This is a genomic window from Vibrio sp. 10N.286.48.C11, from assembly GCF_041469805.1.
GTDB lineage: Bacteria > Pseudomonadota > Gammaproteobacteria > Enterobacterales > Vibrionaceae > Vibrio > Vibrio crassostreae_C.
On record NZ_JBFRLK010000007.1, the window covers coordinates 26,091 to 47,780 of the forward strand.

The following is a 21,690-nucleotide window of genomic DNA, read 5'->3' on the forward strand; positions in this document are numbered from 1 at the left end:
GTTGAACATATAGATTGTTTCGTTTCAGGGTTAATTGAGATTTTTAACTTGCCGTTCAGAGTTCACTTACTTTTCAAGGAAATCGCTCATGCGAAGAAGAAGTCGAGGTTTACTATGAAATACAAGCAAGTTATTTATCTCCTGACGGCAGCAGTCAGTGTCCCAACCTACGCAACGTCGGTGGATTTGGACTTCTCTAACCATATAGAGGCTACGAACGGTAGTAGTGGATGGGCCGGTTCAACCTACGATGGCGCCGTAATGCACTTTCTCAACGTTGGTACACACGATGGAAAGATCATTGACGCCAAGGTATCGAGTAGCGTTTTCGGTGATGCGACCTTTGTGTTTCATGCTCCAAATTACAAAGAGGGTGCAACCCAGCCGTCTGGAGACATCGGTTTCCTGTATCAAACTAATTCAGCGGGCTCAGCTGGGCTCATCTACACTTTCGAATTCTATGATGGGACTGATAGCTTGTCTGGTACCTTCTCTGAACCTTACACGTTGCCCGAATTCGATATGATCGGTTACGACATCGATGGTGAGCCTGTTCAGTCTGAGCAAGTCAGAGTATTTAAAAGTGAAGGTTTCTACAGTTACCAGCTTGGTGGTGCTAGCGCGAGTTTGACTGCCGAAGAGAGTGCTGATGGAACATCGGTGCTGTTCACAGGCCCTGGTACGAACTATTCCGAAACTGACACATCAGGTGCGGTTAAATTTACCTATAAAAATACGTCTATCGTTACGCTGCAATTTGAAACAGTCACGAGTAGCAGCAGTAGTTTTCCGAATCCGATTTTCTCAGCATTTGATGGGAACTGGGACTTGACCGGTTTTACTACGCCCATTGAAAGTTCAGACGAATCCGACTTTGGTGACGCTCCTAATAGCTATGGGACGTTACAAGCGAGCAACGGTGCTGAGCATGCTATCTCTGCGACCTTGTATTTAGGTGCTAGTATTGATGCCGATAGTGATGGTCAACCTGGCGCGTCATCAAACGGTGACGATTTAGATGTTGGTGGAAACGATGATGACGGTGTTGCATTGTTGACGAATCTGGAAATCGGCCTAGACAGCCTGATTAATGTCAATGTTGTGGGAAGCGGCTACCTGCAAGCTTGGGCTGATTGGGATATGAATGGCTCATTTGAAGATGATGAGCAAATTTTGAAAAACCATTCAGTTGTCGATGGAAGTCAAGTTGTCCCTATTCGAGTTGGTGACGATGCTGCCGTTGGTGCTGTACAAACCCGATTCCGTCTAGCGAGTAGCCCTAATATTCCAAGCTACGGTTACGTTGGCGATGGTGAAGTTGAGGACTACGTGTTCAATGTCACTGATCCTGGCACAACAGTTCAGCACTCAAATTACTACACCGCAGCTTTCGAGGATAACTGGCCGGAAGTGGGTGACTTCGACTTAAATGACGTTGTGGTTTACTACCGTACAACCATTTTAAGTAAGGATGATGCCGTACTTCGAATGGATATTGCGGGTACCATAATGGCATACGGCGCTTCTTATGGTAATGGTTTGGGTTGGAAGCTTGATGGTTTTGCTGAGTCAGACATCGATCTTCAAACGGCTCGAGTGCAAAAGAATGGCGCGACAAGAGTTAATATTTCGCCATTTACTGGTGAGGATAAGAGCGTAGCATCACCAGGTGGAGATCTTGTAGTGGTTGCTTCGTTGAATCTAAAAAACGATCTGCCGATTCACGGTGAGTGTATGTTCCACCGCACTAACCCTTCTTGCAGTCCAAGTTTAGAATCTGACCAAATGACATTCAGCATTTCTTTACCTTTTGCTTCTGGTAGTGAGCCAACAGTAAGTTCACTGATGCCATTGAGTGGTTTTGACCCGTTCATCTTCGGTCCGGGAGAAGGCCAATATCACGGTGATAGTTTTGCTACATCGCCCGGTAAAGACTTGGAAATCCATACAGCAGATTTCCCACCAACGTCACGTGGCACGTTAGTCAGTGACTTCTACGGCATTGCACAAGACGATTCAGATCCATCTAGCGATAAGTACTACCGAACTACACAAAACATGCCTTGGGGTATCTTAATTTCGTCTCCTTGGAGTCATCCATCAGAGTACATAGACATCAGTGAAGCTTACCCAGAATTTGCCGAATGGGCGACCTCTGGTGGGGCCTCGAAACCAACGTGGTATCAGAACTCGAATTCTGAAAAAACGTGGTCAACTGAAGATTAATTAAGGAGGATTTATGAAATTAACCAACCTAATGCTGACTAGTGTAACTGTCATCTTCCTTACCGCTTGTGGTGGAGGAGGAGGAGGTGATGGTGGTGGCTCAACAGCTTCAACATCTAGTTCTGTCGCTCCTGCAACGAAGTCAGTTGAGTTGTCGATACCCGAAGGTTTTGATTTCTCAACCGAGAGAGAAGTGAAAGTGACGGTGGATGTCGCGAGCTCACAAAGCTCAAGGGGCTTTATGAGTCTTTACACTGATTTTAACGATGATGTTGTCGATTACACCTCCCAAGTATTGAGAGTTCCAATTAACGACAGTAGTGATTTCTCAACAACGCTGCTTCTTCCAAACCATGTTGAGAAAGTTTGGGTTGAGGTGTGGTACCCATCAGCAATGGGAAGCGAAGTAAAACGTTCAATCGATATCGACAATGATCAGGTAGACGTTGGTCTTTAAAGCCACCGTTCTTAATCAGTAAAATACTTGCCGCCATTTTTGGCGGCAAAGTTTTTTCTAGCAATGCGAAAATGTCATATCGGAATCAAGCATTGAATGTGGTTGATATTGTCAACTAAGTGTTTTTGATGTATCTTTACCTCAGCGATGGCCCTATCTAGTTTTACTGCCCGGTCATATCGCGAAATCTCGCTGTGAGCCTGCCCTAAACAAAGAATACTATGAATAAAAGACAGTTTATTGCCCATTACCTGCGCATGAATCGCACATCGTACTTACTCGCGATTGTGTTCATTTTCCTCGTCAACTGGTTACAAGTAGAGATCCCTCGTTATATTCAATTGGCGATTGATCTGATTGATGATGCCTCTTCAACAGGTCACCAACAACTTCAAACCTATGTTTGGATTGTAGTTGGTATGTCAGTCGCTATGGTGGTCGTGCGGATCCTGTCACGGATCTACGCGTTGAACCCTGGGCGAATTACAGAGGCTGCGCTCAAAAGCACCCTTTTACAAAAGCTGAATCGCTTACCGAGCAGCTTCCACGAACGCTTTGCTTCAGGTCGATTGATCTCGATTATCAATAATGACCTTAGTGGTATTCGATTGATGTTTGGTGTCGGTTTCTTGCAGTTCTTCAATGCGTTGCTTGCCTTGTCGCTGACGCCTCTTTACATGTGGCGCATATCGCCAGAACTCACACTGTATTCGATTATTCCCATCTCAATCGCTTTTGTGATCTTCCGTGTGGGTTTCAAGCGTATGAAAACGTTGCATTTAGAGCACATGAAGCGCCTACAAAACTTATCAGCTCAGTTAATGAGTTACTTGTCTGGAATTGATTTGATTAAGAGCCAGCAGATGTCTCCTTGGGTGAAGGCGGAAACCGAAAAGCTCAATCAACTGTTGCTTGACTGTCGCCTTAAGATCACTCGCATTCAAGTATTCTTTATGCCAGTGCTCGATTACGCCAATGACCTGATGAAAATTATCATTCTTGGTCTGGGTGGTTTCATGTTGATGAGGCAGGAACTCACTCTTGGTGAGATAACCGCATTTCTAACTTACTCCGTGTTACTCGCTATGCCGCTGATGCAGCTTGGCCGAATTGCGACCATTTATCAGCGTGGAATGGTCGGTATTCAAAGTGCACAAACCATTCTTAACGCCAAAGTGCCAGAGCTTGATGAAAGCAAACTGTCTGAGCGAGATGTTGAATCGCTCAAAGGAAGAACGTTTTCTGTTCGTAACCTCAGCTTTAGCTATTCAGGCGAAGAACGTGTGATTCTCGATGACATCAGTTTCGATATTCCAGCAGGTAAGAAAGTGGGTGTATTAGGCGGAATCGGCGCAGGAAAAACGACATTAGTAAACTGCTTGAACCATCACTTAGACGTACCCAAAGGTACTATTTTCCTTGGCGACAAAGATGTCACAAGCTTCTCGCGCAGTGACTTGCGCCGTTACATGAAAACCGTGACTCAAGACCCTTACCTGTTTTCTGCAACCGTCGAAGACAATATTCGCTTTGGTAGCTTAGATACGGATTTAGCCAAGAGTCAGGTTGATGAAGTGCTGGAGCTCAGCCAGCTGGCCAGTGACGTCACTCGTTTTGAGCATGGCGATCAAACCCTGGTTGGTGAAAAAGGGATCATGTTGTCAGGTGGCCAGAAGCAACGCTTAAGTATTGCACGTGCTTTGTTGCAGCCAACAGACTTAATCATCATGGATAACGTGCTATCGGCAGTTGACTATGAAACGGAACGCAAAATCTTGGAAGGCTTGTTTAAGCGTTTGGAAAACCAATCCGTTCTTGTGGTTTCACACCGCGTGAATGCCCTTGAATATATGGATGAAATCATCGTCTTGAACGAAGGCAAAGTGATCGCGAAGGGCGACCACGCCACGTTATTGAAAACGTGTGATTACTATTACGATACATGGCAACTACAGCAGAATGAAACGGAGGCAGCAGCATGTTAAAAGGTGTTGATCTCAAGTACCTTAAGCACTTTTTTAAGTTTGCTAAGAAATACAAAGGCTCTGCGATTCTGGGTATCGCAATGCTTCCTCTTTCTGTTATCACGAGTTTGTTGTTCCCGTGGCTGATCATTCAAGTGATCGATGTACAACTGAGTCATGGGGATATGGATGGATTGCTCGAGTATGTCTTCTATCTCGTTGTTGTGCTGGTGGCGAGCTATGTGGTGGATACCACTTATTCATATAACCTGCGTAAAACGGGGCAATACACGATAACTGACATGCGCTCAGTATTGTTTGCTCGCGTGCTTAAACTCCCACGCAGCTATTTTGATAACACACCTATTGGTGTCACGCTTTCAAGATTAACCAGTGACTTGGAAACTATCGGCGAGACGTTCGTTCAGTCGGTTGTGGGACTCGTTAAAGACAGCATTAATACCATTGCTTTGTTGGTGATGATGTTCTTCATTGATTGGCAGCTAACGATGATTGTATTGATTATCATGCCGCCAGTGATGTACTTGACGGTGTATGTGAGAAACCGACTTCGCGCTCTATATAAGGTCACTCGTTCTTCGCTTGCTCGCGGTATTGGCTTTCTGCAAGAAGTCTTATTTGGTATGAAAACCGTTCAGATGTACCGAGCGGAAGAGCAAGTAGAACAACGCTACCAAGGCTATACCGATGAGTTTTTAAAAGCGCAGAAGAAGATCAATAAATACGATGCGATTTTGTTCTCGTTTATCTCAGGCATCACCTCTATCACCATCGCAGTTATGATCTGGTATGGCTCTGAGCAAGTGATAGAAGGGGCACTTACCTTGGGTGTGTTGATTGCGTTCATCAACACCTTAGAGAAAGTGTTTGTTCCTATCCGCGACTTTACTTCGCAGATCGCTTCAATTCAGAGTTCATTTGCAGCGTTTGACCATATTGAAGAGCTGTTTGTTGAGCCGACGGAAGAAGAAGGTCGTAACTTACTGCCATCTAACAAGGTTGAAAAACAGCTAGAACAGTTTGTGAGCCTCGAGTTTAAGAACGTGAGCTTCCGTTACAAAGACGATTCTCCATACGTTCTAAAGAATGTCTCGTTTGTATTGGAGAAAGGGCATCAAATCGCACTTGTGGGTTCGACGGGCTCTGGCAAGTCAACGATTCTGCGTTTGATCTCTAAAACCTATCAAGATTATGAAGGCAGCATTCTGTTGAATGGAATTGAGCTGTCACAGATCTCAAGCGAAGACTCTGCTCATTTGTTCTCAATGATGATGCAAGACGTCCACTTATTTGAAGAGACCATCCAATTCAATATCGCGCTGGGTAAAACACATCTATCTAAAACTGAGGTTGAACAAGCGGCACGTTATGTTTATGCCGAAAAGTTTATTGAACAATTGCCTCAAGGTTATGACTTCTGTTTGGAAAAAAATGGCGCCAACTTGTCTGTGGGGCAAACACAGCTTATTTCATTTGCCCGAGCGGTTGCGCAGGGTGGTCAATTGATGATGCTGGATGAGGCGACCAGTTCGGTCGATTCCATTACCGAAGATCTGATTCAAAAAGCAATGCAGCGCCTTTTCAAGGAAAAAACCGTGATTGCGATTGCACACCGTTTAAGTACAGTTCGTCACTCGGACACGATTTTGGTGTTGGAAAAGGGTGAAATTGTTGAGCAAGGTAATCATCAACAGCTGGTGGCTCACAATGGTATCTATGCCGGCTTGTTGCAAGAATCGATCGTGGAAGCGAGCGATTCTCAAGTAACGGTCGCCTGATCACCTCAAATTAGGGGTGCCGTTCTCGATGATATAGATTGGTGTTGCTTATGTTTCACCATTTTCTATTGTTTTCTAATATTCCCAATAACTTAGGAAAAATAAAACATATTTTACGATTATTAATATGTTATGATCTCCCTACTACTAAAGGGGTGTCTACGGGCATCGGGATGTATGCAAGCAAGATAATCAGCTTGTGTCAGTCACTTTCTGGCGAATATGGAATCGAAAATGTTGTTGGAAGAAGTTGTAGAAATTATCGAATTAACCGACTCAGACCATTTATCTCAAGCAATGGAGCTGTTTAACGAGCATGGTTTTGTTGATGCTGAGTCTTTACCTTTTATGAATGTTGTTTTTGAAACAGCACCGGATCAACTTGCGCAGAAGTTGTCGCAGATTGGTTTTAAAGGTTTAGTGCAAGTTGAAAAGAATGAAGATGCATCGGGCTTCACCATTATTGATGCTGACCGCGTTCTGCTAAAAGATTCTGCTTAGTTGAAAGACTCTGCTTAGCTAAAAGATTCTTCTTAATTACAAGATTCTTCTTAATTACAAGATTCAGCTTAATTAAAAGACTCTATCCAGTTCAGTAACACCCGTTATGATTATTTGAGGTTAACACAGTGACAACAGCAACCGTTTCATCAACAGAGCAACACATTTCCAATGAACATGCGCTTTTAGGTGCGTCGTTATTAGCGTCTCAAAAAGTTGAGTTGGCTCTGTTCAGTGTTATCTCTAAATTAGCTAAAGCTCTACCAAAAGAGCAGCAACAGTTATTAGGTTTGGATTTGGATACTTTTTTAAGAGAGAAGCCAAGTGAGCAAGCCTCGACGTTGAGCCGATACGAACAAACGTTTGGTGAGCAACTTCCTTTGCAGACCAATGAAATCAACGATTTTATTTATCATCGAAACTTAGTCACTCGTGGCTTTTGGCGTGTGACTGGGGCTGACGTTAAAGGCGGTGAGAAGCTCGCTAACCCAGAGCTTTATTTAAAAGAGTTCTTGGCAAAGTGTGAATACTGGCAAGTGATGCTGGATACTCAAACCAAGTAATCAAATTGAAATAAGAGAGCCATAGCGAACATGCTATGGCTTTTTTGTTTGTGCAAACCGTTTTGAATTATTTGAATCTAGAGCATCATCTTCAATACATAGTTCTTAGAGACAAAGTGATGCTTAAGTGCGGCACCGATATGCAGCAAAATTAAACAGGCTAGGGCAATACAACTGGCACGATGTAAATAGAAAAAGAAGCCGTTGATTGCAGGATCGGTAATTAGATTATTTACGCTCACTAGCCAAAATAATGAGTACGGCTCTTTTAGCATTAAGTAACCGGTACTGAAAACCATAAACATCACAAGATACATCAAAGAGTGTGCAAGCGTGGCTATGCATTTTTGCCCCTTAGGTACAGAGGTTGGCATGCTTGGTGACAAGCGAAAGTGGCTCCAAATATAACGGACCAGGAGCAGTGGTGTCGCAACGGTCGCCAGCGACATGTTGAGCACTGACAGAAAAGAAAACAACTCTGGATGACTGGTGACATAGTGCATCATATACCCTGCGATTGTTGCATAGATGATGACAGAAGCCATGACCCAGTGCAGTAGGCGGCTTACTAAATCGTATCGTGGATTATTCAAATTAACCTCGTTCTGATCGTTATTAATATAAGATTCATCTCGATGCAATAAATCAATTCTCGGTATATTCGCATCGCGAATTAATTATATAGAAAAGTATTACGCGGTAATTTTATAATTTAGAAATTAATGATGTTGCTTCAGGTGTTTTATAATTATCAATGATGTTTTAGAGTGTTAATTCCAATATGGACATAGCAAACTTGTCGACTTCCTAGCTTGTATGCTTATTACGAGATACAGTTAGTCTAAAGGTAAATATATAAGGAATGTATAATGCTTCGAATCTTATTGATTGCAGTTATCTCGGTGTTCAGCTCGATGAGTTTTGCAAGCGAAGAGGTTAAGTACTCAGAGCAAGAGTATTTGGATAAACCGCTGATGGAACGCTACATCTTGGATGAGTTGAAGCAGCTTCGAATGGAACAACAGGATCTTGAAAGACGTTTAACCATTCAGATGACGGACCGTGAACTGGCTGTGGCTGACAAGTCTTTGAATTACGCCAATGTAACCGTAACGTATTTCTTCTACATTATTGCTGGTGTGGCTTCCTTGATTGCACTGGTGGGTTGGCAATCGCTTAAAGAGTTGAAGCACACTACTAAAGAAATGGCCGATCAGCGACTCAATTCGATTGCTCAAGACTATGAGAAAAAGTTTAACGTTCTTGAAAGGGACCTTAAGCGCAAGACTCGAATCATCTCAGAGAATAACCGAGAAATCGAAATCATCAACGAAATCCATAACTTATGGCTGAGAGCGCAAAATGCTCAAACCGCCGAACAAAAAATTGAAATCTATGATGAGATCTTAAAAGTTCGTCCGGGTGATTTGGAAGCGTTAACTTACAAAGCCGATGCCGCAATGGATATGCAAGAGTACCACTGGGCGATGAGCCTGTGTAACCGTGTGTTGGAAGTGGACGATCAAAACGCTCACGCCTTGTATCAACGTGCTTGTGCTTACGCGAGGTTAGGTGCCGAAGGCCAAGCGATCGATGACTTAGAGCGCTCGGTCGAAGCGAGTGGTTCAATGCGAGAGCTATTGGCTGATGAGCCTGATTTTGAGATGTTACGCGGCTTAGATCGTTTTGAAGCACTTCGAGAAGAATAATATTAGATCAAAGAGTCATGCTACTTAGCTGGTGGGCTTCACACCCCACCATATTTTTACATCTATCGAACTACGGTTTCTTACATTTCATTTATTTTTTTGATTGAATTGTTATGTTATAACACTTTTTAAGTTCCTTGTTATAACCGCTAAGTATTTTATGAAGTTCCTCCGTATTGGCCTGATCGCTATTGCTATCAGCGCATTCTCCCTTGCTGTTTTACTCTCTTTTCACTCCGAACCAGCACCAGAAATCTCAATCAAGATAACCCCTTATCAAGGTTCTCAACCGACTGACGACGTAGGTGTCGATTCGCAAGCGAGTTCTAACTCTTTGGTCAAAGTTCATTATTTCGTGAAAGTTGGCGACACGCTAAGCAATATATTTTCGTCATGGAACCTGCCTTATGAAACCGTGCATAAGATAATGGAAGCCGATCTAGAGTCTTTGAAGCTCGATACAATAAAACCCGGTGATCACCTAGAGTTGCTTTTGGATAATGACTCTAAACAACTCGTCGAGCTCATCTTCCATGAAAGTCTCTTAGAGCAAGCTGTCTTTACGAAAAATAGTGATGGAAGCTTTGATTACCAATTCCACGAAATGCCGGGCGAATGGAAAGAAAAGCTCTACACAGGCACCGTTCATGGCAGTTTTTCAACGTCTGCATATAAAGCGGGGCTAACAACGGCTCAGATAGCCAATATTACCCGAACGCTAAAAGACAAAATCAACTTCGTTAGAGAACTCAGACCTGGAGATAGCTTTAATGTGTTGGTCAATGAACAGTACACAGACGATCACTTAACAGGTAAAACAGAAGTTCAAGGCATCTCAATTCAATTGAGAAACCGAGAAGTCGCGGCTTTTCTGGCGCCTGATGGCCTTTTCTATGACAGAGAGGGCAATAGCCTAGAGCAAGCCTTCGATAGGTACCCAGTCGATAGAAAATTTAGACGAATCACCTCTTCTTTTAATCCGACACGAAGACACCCAGTAACAGGGCGTATCTCACCACATAACGGCACTGACTTTGCAGCACCTGTCGGTTCCCCCGTCTACTCGACGGGCGATGGTCGTGTTGTTGCGCTTCGTGACCACCCTTATGCAGGGAAATACTTGGTGATTGAACATAACAGCGTTTATATGACACGTTATTTACACCTGAGCCGTTTCCTAGTGAAGAAAGGGCAGCAGATTAAGCGAGGTCAGAAAATTGCGCTATCGGGTGCCACTGGCCGTATTACTGGGCCTCACTTGCACTTTGAGGTGTTAGTTCGTGGTCGCGCGGTCGATGCAATGAAAGCTAATTTACCGATGGCAAGCTCGATTATGCCTAAAGATAGGAAAGCGTTTTTGGCTCGAATCGCCTCTTTTGATGCCATGCTCCCTGAGTCAATAGCTCGCGCGAGCTAGAAGGTTCAGTTCTGGCCGACCAAAATGAAAACTACGCTCCCTTAGTTAGTGATTTAGCTAAGGGAGCGTAGTTCATAAAGAGTCACGCGATTGAACGAATAATTTCGTTATTCTATGGGTAAAATTCTTTGGGGGAGTAGGGTTGTGACTAAGCCTACGACTAAGTAGCTGATCAGCCAAGACACTAAGCCTCTATACCTCTAAGCACTATGCCACTAAGCAATGACCACCGCTGTGCCGCTGGCAGACACCATTAGCATCCCGTTACCTGTGCCAAGTACTTCGTAATCAATGTCGACACCCACCACCGCGTTGGCACCTGCTTCAATCGCTTTCTGTTCCAGCTCTTTGAATGCGTAGTTACGTGCTTTTTCCAGTTCTTTCTCGTAAGTGCCCGAACGTCCACCCACAAAGTCACGAATTCCTGAAAACATATCTTTGAAAACGTTAACCCCTAGAATGGCTTCTCCGGCAATAACACCCTTGTAATCGACAATACGCTTGCCTTCGACTGATTGCGTGGTGGTAATAATCATAATGGCCTCTTGTAAGCTTGCTGAGCTGTTATTCATTTATTGATTGATAGTTTGGTCTTGTATGTTGAATGTCATCGTTCAGCGCTGTTTCTGAACGTGTGAATTCATGTCTTAACCATGTTCTCAGTTTTAGCACACTTTCTTGTTTTAATTTGTTTTTTGGGCAAACAAAGTAGAAATCTTGATGCGGGTTGGCAACCGGTTTACCCAGTTCAACGAGCATCCCATGGCTGATGTCATCTTTCACAAACAAGCGATGCGTGACCAACACGCCCAATGAACGAATCGCAGCTTGCACTGCCTGAATTGAGACATCGAATGTTAGATTGCTTTTGAATGTGGGCATTGGGATTTGATAACTGTCGCACCACACTTGCCAGTCGTACTGTCGCCTAAGGTTAAAAACGCCAATGGTTGCGTTTTGTTTGACGAGTTGCTCGACGCTTAATCCGGTTTGGTTTTTTAATAGAGTCGGGCTGCACACCAAAACCAGATCATCGTCGCCCAGCTTTTCACTGTAATATTGCTCCCACTCGTTTGGCTTGCCATGAACGAGTGCGACATCGACTCCTTCCTGCTCAATATCAAAAGGGCCAGTGAGCGTTGAAATACGGATATCAAGTGAAGGAGCGAATGTCTGGAAGTCAGGAACGCGTGGGATCCACCAGTGCATCGCGAGTGAATTTACCATGTTAAGGGTAATACGGTGGTCGTTAGGCGTTTTGGCAAGTTCTTCCGTGGCTTCTATCACTTGTTCAAGTGCGGGAGCAACCTTTCGGTAATATCGCTTACCTGCGGCATTTAAGACAACACGGCGACCGACTCGTTGAAACAGAGGTTTATTGACCAGTTGCTCCAACGACTTTATCGCTTGGCTTACCGCTGAGTGACTGACGTACAACACCCGAGCGGCGTCGGTCATGCTGCCAGTTTCAGCAACAGCAATGAAAGCGTAAACGGATTTAAGCGGAACGAGTTTTTTCATTGGTAAGTTTTCCTTACAGTTATGGTTAATATTACTCGCTATTTTTCATCACGTCACGCCTCTAAAATAGGTGCCATAGGAGGTGATAATTATGTCTGATATTACCAAGGCGACGACTTTCATGTTGTTGTCGACGTTCAATTTGTCTTTAAGTGGCTTAATGGCCAAGTATCTATCTGAAGTGATGCCGACTTCATTACTCAGCTTTGTGCGTTTTTTGTTGCCCAGCCTGTTTTTATTTCTTTTTCTGGCCTTTTACAAAATCAGCAAGCCGACACGAGAAATGTGGAAACCGTTGGTGATGCGGGCGATCTTTATGGTGGCGTGCCAATGGTGTTTCCTTACTTCATTACAAACCTTAACGCTTGTTGAAGGTGTGGTGTTGTTCAGTACTGGTCCTCTATTTATTCCGTTGTTAGAAAAATTAATATTTGGAACCAAGATTCATACAACGACTATCGTTTGTTTAGCAATAACCTTTGTTGGCGTAGTAATGATGGCAGGAGACTGGTCGCAATTTAAGTTTGGTTCAGAGTTCTTTAGACCTGCACTTCTGCTTGGGCTTCTTGCGGGGATGTTTAATTCTGGCTCGCAAGTGAGCTTATATAGAGCGTCTAAAACAAGCCTTACCCCTGCAGAACTGAACGCATGGACCTTTTTAGTCGCAGCAATCATTGTGATACCCATGGTGGTGTTTACTTCAATCTCAGCGGTTCCTGATGTGGTTGAAAGTGCGGGAAAAGGCTCTTTGTCCGCGTTAATCACTTTTGATGATTTGCGTTGGATTGCGCTCGGAGCTTTCGGGCTTGCACTGTTTACTATCAATACCCAAATCTTCCGCTCCAAAGCATATAAGCTGGCTGACAGCGGATCCCAGTTGGCGCCACTGATTTTTACTAACATGTTGTTTAGTGCGCTTTGGCAGGGTGTGTTCTTTGATGATGTGTTTTCTACTCAGCAGATGATTGGCATTAACCTGATTGTTGTCGCGAGTATAACCAATACATTACTCGCTAAAAGACAAAGTAAGGCGAAAGCCAACCCGAAACCACACACCGCGATGGTTGTGTCTGATGCCGCGACGTTAGGTTCTGCGGCCAAAAGCTAAAACGCTGAGCTCAAGCGTTAGAACTTAGAACAACGAGCGTATGTATTCCTTTACTCGGTCGATGTGTTGGTTTGGGTTAATCTCGCAACGTTGATTGGCTTCTAGGAATCGCTCAGCGTATTTGTCGTAGATTTTGTTTTCCAAAAACAGCAAATATAACTTGGGATCGATATGGCCGCTGGTCGCCATGTCAGTCATGATGTTGAGTGATTCGCTAAGGAGCTTGCCTTTTTTATACGGACGATCACTGGAGGTGAGGGCTTCAAAGACATCAGCAATTGCCATTGCTCTGGATGGCAGAGGTAATTGGTCTTCGCTTAAGCCTCTTGGGTAGCCTTTGCCGTCGATACGTTCGTGATGTCCGCTGGCGATGTCAGGGATATTTTGCAAGTAAGGTGGATAAGGCAACTTGTTAAGCATGGTGAAGGTTTGAATAATATGGTCATTGATCATGAAACGTTCTTCATCGTTTAACGTACCACGACGTACTTTCAAATTGTGCAGTTCGCCTTGGTTGTATTTTACTTCTCCCGGTTTAAGAACGAATGCTTCTTGCCATACATCGGCAGGGTTAAACCCATTATCCCAAGGTATTTTATGTTCGGGTTTGTCTGCCAGTAGGGGCTCCATAACAGGCAAGGTTTGGTTTCTGTTTGTTGATTCTTCTCCTTCTTGCTCTGCTTGAGTCTGCTGCGTTCTAAATCTCTCTTTCTCCGACCAAGACAACCCCAATTGATCATCCAGTGTGCGTTTCCATTGGCGTTTGGCTATTTGGTCTAAGCGTTCTAGTTGCGCTTCCGTCATAGATTCGCCACCAAGGTTGCACTCGGCAACAAAGGCAAACTCCTCATCCAGTTCAGACAGGCTTTGTTCGAGTATTTTGAGTTGTTCTTCTTGTAGCGCACCGTTCGCCATCGCTTTCCAGTAATCGGTTTCCGCTTGCTGTTTCAACAACTCAAAACGCATTCGCACTTCGTGGATTCGGTCGTAAATCGTTTCCAGTTTTGTGGCTTTGTCTACCACATACTCAGGCGTAGTCACCTTGCCGCAATCGTGAAGCCAAGCAGCGAGCATCAACTCTTCCCATTGTTTACTATCGAGTGAGAATTGCGGGTAATAACGGTCATCATCAATGGTTGCTTGAGTTAGCCATTTGGTGAGTTCAGGTACTCGCTGGCAATGCCCACCCGTGTATGGTGACTTGGTATCAATCGCTGAGGCAATTAACTCGATAAAAGCATTAAGCATGTCTTTCTGTTGCTGCATTTGGTCAATGTTGTCTTTGGCTATTTCCGCAAAGCTGAGTAGTTCTCGTAAAAAGGCGTGTTTGTCTGCCTGCATCTTGGTGATCGGTCTTTCATAACCAATTGCCACAATACCTACTAACAGTTTCTCTCGGTTTAATAGTGGAAACAGGTACAGATCTGAATTGAATATAGAGTCTTGGTAATAGTTGAGAACATTGTCTTCTCGGTTTAAGTGAATCGTTTCTCCGGACTTAAGCTGACACAGCAACCAAGGTGTGTGTTTGATGAAGTCGTTGATGTCGGCCTTAAAAGGAAGAATGGCAAGGTTAGCCGCCGTATCAAACACGTCTTTCTCTTTTGATTGAGTGAAGAGGACGATGGTTTCTGCTTTGGTGATTAAATAGCTTTGATGAGCAATGTTCTTAGCTAAGATCGAAAACTCCTGATTCCCCGCCGTGTCTCGAAGTAGTGTAATCAGATCATGAAGCGTGTGTTCCATTAGCTCAATCGAGTGGGCGAGGTTAGCCACTTCTTGAATCATGCTTTTAGGGTAATGAGTTCGCCTGAAGTCAAATCGTGCGATGTTGTCGGTGAGTTGCATCAGTGTATTGAGCGGCTGAGACAGTCGATTGGCAACAAACCACACAATTGCGAAGCAGATAAACAACATCCCAATCGCGACTGCAACTTGCTTGTCTCGCATCGAGATAAGATCTGCGAGCAGCTCATTGTGGGGCGTCGCTTCTGCCAAATATAAGGTGACATTTTGAGTGAGTTGAACTGGCGTTAGCGTTAATGCCCAAGTGTTTAAGTTGTACTCAACGTTTTTTAGATTGAGGTTAAACTTCTCTTCATCAGAGATAAGTGGTGCTATGACGGATGCTTTTAGTGCTTCCATCTGTTCACGTTTAGGCACGTTAAAGAAGCTTAGGTCTTGTTCACTGCCAGAGGGTTTGCCCGTCGCTTGGTTATTCGTTTTCTCAGTGTTACTTGGGTCATTAGACTGGAAGTCATGCGTGGGAATTGATAGATCAAGTTGATGTTGGCCGAGAAGATTAAAATGTTGGTCGAACAAAGCGAGTCGAGTTTGTGGGGAATAGGCTAACTCACTGATCTGAGAAGAGAGGGAACTCAACGTGAAGTCGGCACCCACCACGTGTTTGCCATCGGCAGATCGCCTAGAGAGCGTAATACCATTGGTTTGCAGGAAATAGAACAGATAGGGCTCAGAGAGTTGTATTGAGCCGTCAGGTTTTGCGTTACGAAACCAAGGCCGAGTCGTCGGGTTGAACTTGCTCTCGGCTTGGTTAGTGCTGATCACTTGATGTGCGCCATCGAGAAAGGTAATAAAGTTCTCCCCATCTAGATTGGTGCTGCTGACCATCATAGTCGCTTTGGCCGGGGCGTTGTTTTCGGCTCTCTGTTTATTGGTGCTTAATGGACGAAAGATTCTAAAATCACCATCTTCAGAACCATAAAATAGAGCGACCAAATTGGTGTTTTGCTTGAATATGATATCGACCGAGGCAAGCCAAGAGTCTTTTTCGACTGCAGAAGTTTGATGAGCAACAAACGGACTCACCGCCATCACATTTAAGGTTGTGATGACAGGGGCAATGGCTTGTTTAAATACCGACTCCAGCTTATCGCGATGCTCATTACTGATCTCGCGTACCGTGCCTAACAGCAATTCTTGAGAATGCCGATAACTTATCGAAATCAATACTGCACCGACAAGTGTTGTCAAAATTAGGAAAAGGCTAGTGATGTGGATACTCAGCGGATATCGTCTTCTTCTCATCTAACACTCCAGTTTGTAGACTGGTTTAAGTATTGACGAACTTGGGTAGGTTGCAAAAAATTGGTGTAATTACCGAGTTTATAAAGTTCTACTTAGTCAAGACTAAGGGTTGGCTCGTTCTGGCTAACTACGCATTTTGGTGTGGTCCAGATGAACCCGCAATAAACCTTTATGTTGAGGTGCTAATTGTCACTTTCAGCTGATAAACTGATCTGCATTGTTGCCACTAGGCACTCATTTTCTGAAGCACTCCTTCCCTAAAAGAGATTCAGAGTTACATTGTGAAAACGTTTTTTGACCATGCTAAGAGGGCATTGATTCATGGAACTCAAAGTAGATACTCACACCCATACATACGCAAGTGGTCATGCTTACAGCACATTGATCGAAAACGCCAAGTCAGCCAAGCAAAATGGTTTAGCCATGTTTTGTACCACCGACCATTCAGAGTCAATGCCGGGCGCGCCACACTATTGGTTCTTCAGTAACCAACGCATACTTCCTCGATTTATCGAAGAAGTTGCCATTATTCGTGGTGTTGAGTCGAACATCATGAATACTCAAGGTGAAATCGATATTCATCCTAGTGTTGATAAGAACTTGGATTGGGTGATTGCAAGTTTTCATGAGCCCGTTTTCCGCCCATCGGATGTGGCTACACATACAGAGGCTCTCGTAAATGTGATTAAGGGCGGTCGAATTGATGCACTTGGCCACTTAGGGAACCCTAATTTCGACTTCGATTTTGAAGCCGTTATTCAATGTGCGGTTGAACATAACGTGGCGATTGAGATCAACAACACCACACTCAAAGGCAATAGCCGCGTGGGTAGTGTTGACCGCTGTTATGAGATTGCAAGAATAGCGAAGGCGAAGGGCGCGTTTATTACTACAGGCAGCGATGCGCATTTCTGTTTCGATGTCGGTGGTTTAGATTTAGTCGCTGCATTGCTAGATGAAGTGGGCGTGGATTCGAGCAAAGTAATCACTCATACACCACAGCAATTTTTGGCATTTTTGGCGTTGCGTGGTCGTAATGAGATCCCAGAATACTCAACTCTTGTTTAAGAGAATGTCGGCGGGTTTGCATTTCGACACAATCAATTTTTGTGTGTGACGGGTTTTTGTATACACTAGCCGAAAATAATAAAGTCGAAGTGCCACAGTAATGATGGCTCTAACTTCAAAGACACTGCTTCACTTGGAGAAACAATGAAAACTCGCTCAATCCTTTTATCTGGCTTAATTGCTGCGTCAGTATTGTCTGGTAACGCATTTGCCAATGTAGACCTTAAGAAAAACATGCAAGAAATGAAGCTTGCGTTCAAACAAGCGGCAGAAGCTCAAAGTATTGAAGAGATGCAAAAGCCTATTGTTCGTTTAGATACGCTAGTGGCAGAGCTGAAAACGGGTGTTTACCCAGTCGAGAAAGAAGACAACTTCATGGAAGGGTTCAAAAAGATCAGTGCATCATTGGATAGCATTGAGCAGAAGCTAGACCAAGGTGACTTAGAGTCGGCACAGCAGGAACTTCGTACTATTGATGGCCTTCGTGAAGAGTACCATGAGAAGCGTAACCCAAGCATCTGGAGCAAGATCTTCGGTTAATTCGTTAATCATGAACGTTTGCTAGATAGGTAACAAAGAGCAAACCTCAAGATTCGATTTCTAAAACGCCGCCTTACATTCCCCTCTTTCGAGGACGGTGTAAGGCGGCGTTTTTTTATTGTCTCTTTTATTGAAAGCCTGCTGCAAAGAGATGAGTAATACTTTCTTAGCTTTAGTGTTGTAACCAGTATTTAACGAAAAAGAGTGTGCGTTAGCTTCAATTTTTTAACTTGCTGTTAATCTTTACGTTTACCTAAATTCCAAGTCGCTCATAATAAGGGAAATTTATAAAGATTTGGAATAATGCGCCGAACCTCGTTCAACTTCTCCATGTTACTTGCCACTGCGTTAAGTTGGGCTTTAGTGACATTAATGCCTGTTATCAATGCTCATGGTAACAGCGCGGGAGTATGGGCGTCGTTATGTACGGTCAATGGCTTTGAACTGGTTCAAATCGAAGAAGGTGAACCGAATACCCACAAAGGTAAGCCGTGTCCGTTTAGCCATTTTTCCACATTTCACCAAGATGAACTTCCAACTACACTACTGACAACTCGACTGAGTTTTATTGTCTCAGACAGCTACGCTTTTTTGGCTCTAAGCGAACGCTACTTGAGGCAAGCCCCGCGCGGCCCTCCCTTTGTTATTGCTTAAACCTAACTCATTAAAATAATTAAAAAATAAAGTATTAAGTAAAGTTAAACATGCTCAGATTACTTTCTGGTTTTTCAGGAGGTATGTTTGCGTGTGTCAAAGGAAATTATAATGTTGAGAAATGAATCTCAAAGCTCTGCACAAGCACAAGCGGCTTCGCAGTCTACAAGCAGTGTAAAGACGAAAGACCGCAATAAAACTCTCTACTTCCTCACTTGGCGTTGGCATTTCTATGCCGGGCTATTCGTTATCCCGTTTATGCTAATGCTGAGCATTACAGGCTTGGTGATGCTGTTTGATGATGAAATCGAATTGGCTTTCCACCACGAAGCCATAGAGATTGTTGCATCGGGCGACCCTATTAAGGTTTCACAACAGTTAACTGCAGTGCAGAATCAATACCCACAAGGTACGGTGACACAGTTTGTACCGAGTAAAGTCCCTGATCTTGCGAACCGATTTTCTGTATCACTTGAAGATGGTACTTCCGTTTTCGCCACGGTGAATCAATACACTGGCGAAGTGGTCGGAGAAATTCCACGCAGCGATAGCCTGTACCAACTCGCGAATGATATTCATGGCACTTTGTTAATTGGTGATTGGGGCGACTATCTGATTGAAGTCGCAATCAGTTTATCGATTCTGCTTCTTATTAGCGGTATTTACTTATGGCTACCAAGAGATAACGCGAGCCGTGCTGGTTTTCTTAAGCTGAGAGTGTCGTCCGGCCCACGCGTTCTGATGCGTGATTTACATGCGAATATAGGCGGTACATTATCGCTTATTCTGCTGTTGTTTATTCTATCAGGCTTGGCATGGACTGGTTTTTGGGGCGGTAAACTTGTTCAAGCGTGGAGCACTTTCCCTGCTCAAATGTGGGACGATATTCCATTGTCAGACAAGACACACGCTTCCCTCAATCATGGCTCAGAAGAAGAGCTCCCTTGGAACTTAGAACAGACACCATTGCCGTTGTCTCAAGATAAGCCAGCAGAACACGTTCATCATGTGGAAGAGGCGGCTGAACCTCATGATCACTCTAAGATGGGTGAAGACCATTCCCAACATGTCATGTCAGCAAGCAGTTTCGCGATTGATGATGTTATTGAAAAAGCACACTCACTTGGCTTTACGCAATACAAGGTAAATTTCCCTCGTTCAGAAACGGGTGTGTACACAGTCACAGCCAACACTATGGGCGGCGATATCATCGATCCAACGCAAGATCGTACCACGCACCTAGACCAATATTCAGGTCGTATTCTGGGTGAGGTGACATGGCAGGATTACAACTTTATTGCCAAGACATTAGCGGTTGGTATTTCATTGCATCAAGGTGATATCAGCATCATCAACAAGCTTCTAAATGCCTTGTTTTGTTTGGCGTTCATTGTTGTGTCAGTGACTGGCGGTGTGATGTGGTGGATGCGCAGACCTTCAGGTCAAAGAAAGCTTGGTATACCACCGAAGTTTGGTAATGCAGGGCTTTGGAAGGCTGGTGTAGTGACCGTGATACTTGTTTCTGTTCTGTTCCCACTGGCGGGTGCGACGATCGTGACAGCTATGCTATTGGATTGGTTGTTGTTCTCACGTGTCGAGAGATTCAAGACAGCATTGAGTTAATTGATACACAAACTGACCTTCTTTTTGAGGAGGTCAGTTTTGTTATTTTGTCGAGAAGTTGTTTTGATGAGTAAGGTTTAGACTTGATAAAGCCTTATGTTTGATAAAGCTCGAGCGGCAGGCCGTCTGGGTCCGCGAAAAACGTAAATGATTTCCCCGTAAACTCATCCACTCGAATCGGCTCGACTTCGATTCCTTGTCCTTCCAAATAGTTTTTGACTTGTTGAACGTCATCCACACAAAAAGCTAAGTGTCTTAGCCCTTGAGCTTCAGGAAAGCTCGGCCTTTCAGGCGCGTTAGGGAAACTAAACAACTCTATTTGAGCACCATTAGGTAATGCCAGATCAAGTTTGTAAGATTGGCGCGTCTCTCGGTAATTCTCTGCAATTACTTCTAGCTTCAAAATCTGAGTGTAAAAGTGTTTCGAGGCGTCGTAGTTTGAGCAGATGATCGCCGCGTGGTGTATTCCTTTTAGCATCAGTTTATTTCTCCTGCCAACTTGTCGCCCAAGTGCTCCATGGCGTAGTCAATGAATACACGTAATCGAGCGGGCATGTACTTGGTTTGCGCAAACTGCATCGCAATTGCACCATGGTAATTACTCTTGATGGTCCAATCTTCCAACACCTGTACCACTGAGCCTTCAACCAGCGCATCTTGTATTACGAAGTCATGGAAGATGCCTACGCCAAGTCCTTCTTTTACGCCTTTTAGTCGCATTTGCGAGTGGTTGACTGCGTAACGTCCATTAACTGGGACTGTGTGAAACTCATCGTCTTTCAAGAAGTCCCAAATGTGGTCTTTGTCTGTCTCTGCAAGATACAAACAGTCGTGTTCAGATAGATCGGTAGGGTGGTGCGGAGTTCCTTTCGTTTCCAAATAGTCTGGGCTTGCACATAACACGAGGTTGGTTTTTCCTAACTCTTTTAACACCAAGCTTTCGTCGGGCTTATCGGTTAGGCGGAAAGCGATGTCGATGCCCTGACGTAAAATATCGATGTCGCCATCGGCCGCTCTTAACTTGAGTTGAATCTCAGGGTACTGATTCAAGAATGGAACAACGAAAGGCTGTAGCACGGAGTTCAAGAAGGCTTCTGGCGCTGCTACCGTTATAGAGCCTGCAGGTTCAGTATGGTCAGAGGTAGAAAGCTCAACCGCTTGTTGCGCCGCATTAATCATGACAACGCTCTGGTCGTAAACCAATTGGCCAGCTTGAGTGATGATCAATGTACGAGTCGTACGTTCAAACAGCTTCACTGAGAGTGCTTTTTCTAAGCGTGTGATTAGCTTACTGAGCGCTGAAGGTGTCACCCCTAGCTGTTTTGCTGCCGCAGTAAAACTCCCTTCATTTACCACTAAGATGAACGAGGCGAGATCAGGAAGTAAGGCGATGAGTTTGGGATTAATCATAAGTATCCATGAGATTCAGCGATGAGCGTAATGGTAATTGTGAGTGATCTAACTTAATTTGTGAATCAGTTTCATTAATTGC

19 protein-coding genes are annotated in these 21,690 nt (G+C 44.1%); 13 read left to right on the forward strand and 6 right to left on the reverse strand.

The genetic code is table 11. From position 1 onward, the window contains the following. Positions 1 to 114 precede the first annotated feature (114 nt). From AB4209_RS02510 to AB4209_RS02535, 6 genes are all read left to right on the forward strand, one after another. On the forward strand, positions 115 to 2,226 hold the full coding sequence (locus AB4209_RS02510) for an LruC domain-containing protein (protein WP_372054700.1): 2,112 nt from the start codon (positions 115 to 117) through the stop codon (positions 2,224 to 2,226). 13 nt (positions 2,227 to 2,239) lie between these two features. Then, the gene (locus AB4209_RS02515) at positions 2,240 to 2,683 is read left to right on the forward strand and encodes a hypothetical protein (RefSeq protein ID WP_372054702.1); all 444 of its coding nucleotides are present in this window, start codon (positions 2,240 to 2,242) and stop codon (positions 2,681 to 2,683) included. Positions 2,684 to 2,904: 221 nt separating this feature from the next. Next, positions 2,905 to 4,668, forward strand: a complete 1,764-nt coding sequence (locus AB4209_RS02520) for an ABC transporter ATP-binding protein (RefSeq protein WP_372054704.1) — start codon at positions 2,905 to 2,907, stop codon at positions 4,666 to 4,668. Then, positions 4,662 to 6,446: an ABC transporter ATP-binding protein gene (locus AB4209_RS02525; protein WP_372054706.1), complete on the forward strand. Its 1,785-nt coding sequence runs from the start codon at positions 4,662 to 4,664 to the stop codon at positions 6,444 to 6,446. The genes AB4209_RS02520 and AB4209_RS02525 overlap by 7 nt, the downstream gene beginning before the upstream one ends. A 234-nt stretch (positions 6,447 to 6,680) precedes the next feature. After that, complete coding sequence (locus tag AB4209_RS02530; RefSeq protein WP_076652122.1) at positions 6,681 to 6,947, forward strand: hypothetical protein; 267 nt, start codon at positions 6,681 to 6,683, stop codon at positions 6,945 to 6,947. A gap of 128 nt (positions 6,948 to 7,075) precedes the next feature. Beyond that, positions 7,076 to 7,510 (forward strand): hypothetical protein, encoded by a 435-nt coding sequence (locus tag AB4209_RS02535; protein WP_372054708.1) that lies wholly within the window; start codon positions 7,076 to 7,078, stop codon positions 7,508 to 7,510. 77 nt (positions 7,511 to 7,587) lie between these two features. On the opposite strand, the gene AB4209_RS02540 is transcribed toward AB4209_RS02535, so the two are convergent. Next, a complete protein-coding gene (locus tag AB4209_RS02540; RefSeq protein WP_372054710.1) occupies positions 7,588 to 8,103 on the reverse strand; it encodes a cytochrome b in 516 nt (171 codons plus the stop codon). A 276-nt stretch (positions 8,104 to 8,379) separates the two neighbouring features. On the opposite strand from AB4209_RS02540, the gene AB4209_RS02545 reads away from it, so the two are divergent. Further along, positions 8,380 to 9,219, forward strand: a complete 840-nt coding sequence (locus tag AB4209_RS02545; protein ID WP_372054712.1) for a tetratricopeptide repeat protein — start codon at positions 8,380 to 8,382, stop codon at positions 9,217 to 9,219. 160 nt (positions 9,220 to 9,379) lie between these two features. Further along, the gene (locus AB4209_RS02550; protein WP_372054714.1) at positions 9,380 to 10,636 is read left to right on the forward strand and encodes a peptidoglycan DD-metalloendopeptidase family protein; all 1,257 of its coding nucleotides are present in this window, start codon (positions 9,380 to 9,382) and stop codon (positions 10,634 to 10,636) included. A gap of 215 nt (positions 10,637 to 10,851) precedes the next feature. On the opposite strand, the gene AB4209_RS02555 is transcribed toward AB4209_RS02550, so the two are convergent. Next, positions 10,852 to 11,172 (reverse strand): heavy metal-binding domain-containing protein, encoded by a 321-nt coding sequence (locus AB4209_RS02555; protein WP_076650649.1) that lies wholly within the window; start codon positions 11,170 to 11,172, stop codon positions 10,852 to 10,854. A 28-nt stretch (positions 11,173 to 11,200) separates the two neighbouring features. After that, positions 11,201 to 12,157: a LysR substrate-binding domain-containing protein gene (locus AB4209_RS02560; protein ID WP_372054716.1), complete on the reverse strand. Its 957-nt coding sequence runs from the start codon at positions 12,155 to 12,157 to the stop codon at positions 11,201 to 11,203. A 91-nt stretch (positions 12,158 to 12,248) separates the two neighbouring features. Between AB4209_RS02560 and AB4209_RS02565 the strand changes: the two genes are divergently transcribed. Continuing rightward, the gene (locus tag AB4209_RS02565; protein WP_372054718.1) at positions 12,249 to 13,265 is read left to right on the forward strand and encodes a DMT family transporter; all 1,017 of its coding nucleotides are present in this window, start codon (positions 12,249 to 12,251) and stop codon (positions 13,263 to 13,265) included. Positions 13,266 to 13,289: 24 nt separating this feature from the next. Here AB4209_RS02565 and AB4209_RS02570 read toward each other — a convergent pair whose 3' ends face one another. Further along, positions 13,290 to 16,313 carry an HD domain-containing phosphohydrolase gene (locus AB4209_RS02570; RefSeq protein ID WP_372054720.1) on the reverse strand — a complete coding sequence of 1,008 codons (3,024 nt, stop codon included), beginning with the start codon at positions 16,311 to 16,313 and terminating at the stop codon, positions 13,290 to 13,292. 321 nt (positions 16,314 to 16,634) lie between these two features. Here AB4209_RS02570 and AB4209_RS02575 point away from each other — a divergent pair, with 321 nt between their 5' ends. The 4 genes from AB4209_RS02575 (at position 16,635) to AB4209_RS02590 (ending at position 20,198) form a co-directional block, all read left to right on the forward strand. After that, the gene (locus AB4209_RS02575) at positions 16,635 to 17,381 is read left to right on the forward strand and encodes a phosphatase (RefSeq protein WP_372054722.1); all 747 of its coding nucleotides are present in this window, start codon (positions 16,635 to 16,637) and stop codon (positions 17,379 to 17,381) included. Between the two features lie 144 nt (positions 17,382 to 17,525). Beyond that, positions 17,526 to 17,921, forward strand: coding sequence for a cytochrome b562 (locus tag AB4209_RS02580; RefSeq protein WP_017100642.1), 396 nt, complete (start codon positions 17,526 to 17,528; stop codon positions 17,919 to 17,921). A 303-nt stretch (positions 17,922 to 18,224) separates the two neighbouring features. Beyond that, positions 18,225 to 18,575 (forward strand): hypothetical protein, encoded by a 351-nt coding sequence (locus tag AB4209_RS02585; protein ID WP_372054724.1) that lies wholly within the window; start codon positions 18,225 to 18,227, stop codon positions 18,573 to 18,575. A 111-nt stretch (positions 18,576 to 18,686) separates the two neighbouring features. Beyond that, entirely contained in the window at positions 18,687 to 20,198 is a 1,512-nt protein-coding gene (locus AB4209_RS02590) for a PepSY-associated TM helix domain-containing protein (RefSeq protein WP_372054726.1), read from the forward strand. A gap of 94 nt (positions 20,199 to 20,292) precedes the next feature. Here AB4209_RS02590 and AB4209_RS02595 read toward each other — a convergent pair whose 3' ends face one another. Both AB4209_RS02595 and AB4209_RS02600 read right to left on the reverse strand, forming a co-directional pair. Further along, positions 20,293 to 20,676, reverse strand: a complete 384-nt coding sequence (locus AB4209_RS02595) for a VOC family protein (RefSeq protein ID WP_372054728.1) — start codon at positions 20,674 to 20,676, stop codon at positions 20,293 to 20,295. Continuing rightward, positions 20,676 to 21,608, reverse strand: coding sequence for a LysR family transcriptional regulator (locus AB4209_RS02600; protein ID WP_372054730.1), 933 nt, complete (start codon positions 21,606 to 21,608; stop codon positions 20,676 to 20,678). Before AB4209_RS02600 ends, AB4209_RS02595 begins: the two co-directional genes overlap by 1 nt. Positions 21,609 to 21,690 lie beyond the last annotated feature (82 nt).